General features: G+C 66.8%; 5 protein-coding genes. 3 read left to right on the forward strand and 2 right to left on the reverse strand.

The window, feature by feature from the left end; genetic code table 11:
- Both JWM94_RS12155 and JWM94_RS12160 read left to right on the forward strand, forming a co-directional pair.
- A partial coding sequence (locus tag JWM94_RS12155; RefSeq protein ID WP_299427163.1) for an aldehyde dehydrogenase family protein occupies positions 1–953 on the forward strand: 953 nt, incomplete at its 5' end.
- Positions 937–1,443 (forward strand): GNAT family N-acetyltransferase, encoded by a 507-nt coding sequence (locus JWM94_RS12160; protein WP_299427166.1) that lies wholly within the window; start codon positions 937–939, stop codon positions 1,441–1,443. The genes JWM94_RS12155 and JWM94_RS12160, both read left to right, overlap by 17 nt.
- 8 nt (positions 1,444–1,451) lie before the next feature.
- Here the strand turns inward: JWM94_RS12160 and JWM94_RS12165 are convergent, their stop codons facing one another.
- Positions 1,452–1,658, reverse strand: coding sequence for a hypothetical protein (locus JWM94_RS12165; protein WP_299427175.1), 207 nt, complete (start codon positions 1,656–1,658; stop codon positions 1,452–1,454).
- Between the two features lie 185 nt (positions 1,659–1,843).
- On the opposite strand from JWM94_RS12165, the gene JWM94_RS12170 reads away from it, so the two are divergent.
- Positions 1,844–2,026 (forward strand): hypothetical protein, encoded by a 183-nt coding sequence (locus JWM94_RS12170; protein WP_299427169.1) that lies wholly within the window; start codon positions 1,844–1,846, stop codon positions 2,024–2,026.
- A gap of 3 nt (positions 2,027–2,029) precedes the next feature.
- Here the strand turns inward: JWM94_RS12170 and JWM94_RS12175 are convergent, their stop codons facing one another.
- Positions 2,030–2,650 carry a S24 family peptidase gene (locus tag JWM94_RS12175; protein WP_299427172.1) on the reverse strand — a complete coding sequence of 207 codons (621 nt, stop codon included), beginning with the start codon at positions 2,648–2,650 and terminating at the stop codon, positions 2,030–2,032.
- Positions 2,651–2,898 lie beyond the last annotated feature (248 nt).

The following is a 2,898-nucleotide window of genomic DNA, read 5'->3' on the forward strand; positions in this document are numbered from 1 at the left end:
CCCCCGCGCTCGCCGCCGGCGACACGATGATCCTGAAACCCTCGGAGGAAGCACCCGGCAACGCGGTGATCCTCGCCGAGATCATGGACAAGGCCGGCGTGCCGGCGGGCGTGTTCAACCTGGTCAATGGCGACGGTCCCGGCGTCGGTTCGGGGCTGTCGAGCCACAAGGACGTCGACATGGTGAGCTTCACCGGCTCGACCCGCGCCGGGATCGCGGTGGCACAGGCCGCTGCGGCGACGGTCAAGCGCGTCCACCAGGAACTCGGCGGTAAGGCGCCCAACGTCGTGCTGGAGGGCGCCGATCTCGGCACGGTGCTGCCCCCGACGATCCAGGGCGTGCTCGCGAACAGCGGCCAGTCGTGCATCGCCCCGACCAGGCTGCTCGTCCACAAGAGCCAAGTCGCCGATGCGACTCAGGTCGTGAAGTCGATCATGGAGGCGACCCCCGTCGACGCCGCGAGCGTGATGGGCGCGCATATCGGCCCGGTCGTCAACAAGGCGCAGTTCGAGAAGATCCAGGGGCTGATCCAGTCGGCGATCGACGAGGGCGCGACGCTCATCACCGGCGGCACCGGCCGCCCCGACGGCCGCAACGCGGGGTTCTTCGTCAAGCCGACCTTGCTCGCCGATGTGACCCCCGACATGCGCATCTATCGCGAGGAGACGTTCGGCCCGGTCGCGACGATCAGTACGTATGACGATGCCGATCAGGCGGTCGAGATGGCAAACGACACCGATTACGGGCTGTCGGCGACGATCTCGGGCGACCCGGCTGAAGCGGCGAAGATCGCGGGCAAGCTGCGCGCCGGCCTCGTCACGATCAACGCCTGGGGGCCGAACGGCCCGACGCCGTTCGGCGGCTACAAGCAGTCGGGCAACGGGCGTGAAGGCGGCAAATATGGCTTGGCCGACTTCATGGAATTGAAGACGATCGTTGGCGAACCCGCCTGACCTGCATGGATTGACGATCGCGTCCTTCGTCGCGGGCGACGAGGATGCGATCATCGACCTGATCGTCCCGATTCAGTCGGTCGAGTTCGGCATCGCGATAACCGCCGACGACCAGCCCGACTTGCGCGATATTCCGGGTTTTTACTTGCCCGGGCGCGGCGGCTTCTGGGTGGCGCGCGACGGCGGGCAGGTCGTCGGGACGATCGCGCTCAAGGAGTTCGGCGACGCTCTGGGAGCGCTACGCAAGATGTTCGTCGCGCCCGACTATCGCGGGCCGCCGCGCCGGTTGGGGCAAGCTCTGCTCGACGTGCTGCTGGCGCATGCCCGCGCCAGCGGACTGCGACAGATTCTGCTAGGCACTACCGAAGCCTTTCTTGCCGCGCACCGATTCTACGAACGTAACGGCTTTGCGATCATCGCGAAGGCGGACTTGCCGGTTGGTTTTCCGCTCGCGCCGGTCGACACCCGATTTTACGCGCTCGACCTATAACGCCGGGGTTAGTGCACGGTCCCCACCGCGCAGCCCACCGACATCAGCACGATCAGCCGCTCGATCTGGCGCCAGCGGCAGAAATGCAGATGGTTGCCGAGGTCGCGGCTCTTGTCCGCGCGCGCCGCCGCTTCGAAACCCGCATCGTCGCCGAAGTTCGCGATCAGATCCTGTGCGGCATCGACGGACGAACGATCGGCGAGGAACAACTGCATGGGATACTCCGGCGGGCGGGCGCTCGATTGCGTACCGAGCGCGCCGCGCTTCACGTCTCGTGCCAGAACCGCACGATCGACGGCGGGCGGCGGGACGCAGTGGTAAACGGGTTTTGGCGGCCTGACCCGCCGATCCCGCGCCGGGACACTGGCGTCCCGCGGCGGAACATGGCAGGGGCGATTTCATGAGCCGCCGCCCCCCTCGATCGACCGCCCCCGCCGCCGGCGGGTTCCTCATCGCGCTTGGCCTGCTGGTGGGCGGTATCCTCGGCATGACGCAAGGTAACGCCACGCGCTGGCTCGAAATCGGCGCGGTGATCGGGATCGGCGCGGCGGTGGTCGTCTGGCTGATCGACCGGCGACCCTGACGTTTATTTCAGCGACCGCGCCAGTCTTACTACCCGTCCGATAATCTCCGCCCGATCCGCCCGCACCGGCGCGATCGGGGGCGTCGCCGGATTGTTGCTGGCGATGTGAAGCTCGAACCCGATCCGCGCGACTCGCTTGACCAATAACACACCGTCGATCCGCAGCACGAACAGGCCCGGCCGCGACGATAGCTGTCGATCGCCGGAATCGACGAACAGCGCATCGCCGTCGTGGATCAGCGGCTCCATCGATGTGCCGCGCGCGGTGATCATCGTCAGCGATTCCGGCGCGACGCCCAGACGCTTGGCGACGCGCGGATCGATCCGTTCCTCGCCGGCCACGCAATCGTCCTCGACCATCCCGCCCGGCCCCGCCGCCGCCTGTGCGTCAATCCGCGGCACCGCCACCAGTTCAGCCTTTTGCGCCGGTCCGCCGAGCACGCTTTCGTCCACCCCGAAGAACGCCGCCAGATGCCGCCGCGCCTGCTCGTCGAGCCGCCGCGGCGTCCCGCGCTTCACGAACTGCTGCAAATAGGCCGGATTGCGCCCGATCATCCGTGACAGTGCGGCCAAGCTGGCCCCTCGCCGCTCCGCCTCCATCGCCACCGTCGCCTGCGCATCCATGGTTACCACCATAGTCGTAGGAAATTTCCTAGACAAGTTGGGTTTTAGAACAGAACATGAACATATCAATCGAGTCGAAGGGTCTGATTTCATGCATGTTGGACGGGAAGTGGAGCGGTTCCTGCGGCGCACGGGAATGCCGGCGACGAAGTTCGGGCGGCTGGCGGTCAACGACCCGCGCTTCGTGCTAGACTTGCGCAACGGGCGCGAGCCGCGATCGTCGACCGCCACGCGGGTGATCGACTTCA

It is taken from the genome of Sphingomonas bacterium, from assembly GCF_028289855.1.
Taxonomy (GTDB): domain Bacteria; phylum Pseudomonadota; class Alphaproteobacteria; order Sphingomonadales; family Sphingomonadaceae; genus Sphingomonas.

Coding starts and splice junctions, on each gene's coding strand:
- JWM94_RS12165 (WP_299427175.1), bottom strand. CDS start 1,658: ATGCAGTTGTTCCTCGCCGATCGTTCGTCCGTCGATGCCGCACAGGAT.
- JWM94_RS12170 (WP_299427169.1), top strand. CDS start 1,844: ATGAGCCGCCGCCCCCCTCGATCGACCGCCCCCGCCGCCGGCGGGTTC.
- JWM94_RS12175 (WP_299427172.1), bottom strand. CDS start 2,650: ATGGATGCGCAGGCGACGGTGGCGATGGAGGCGGAGCGGCGAGGGGCC.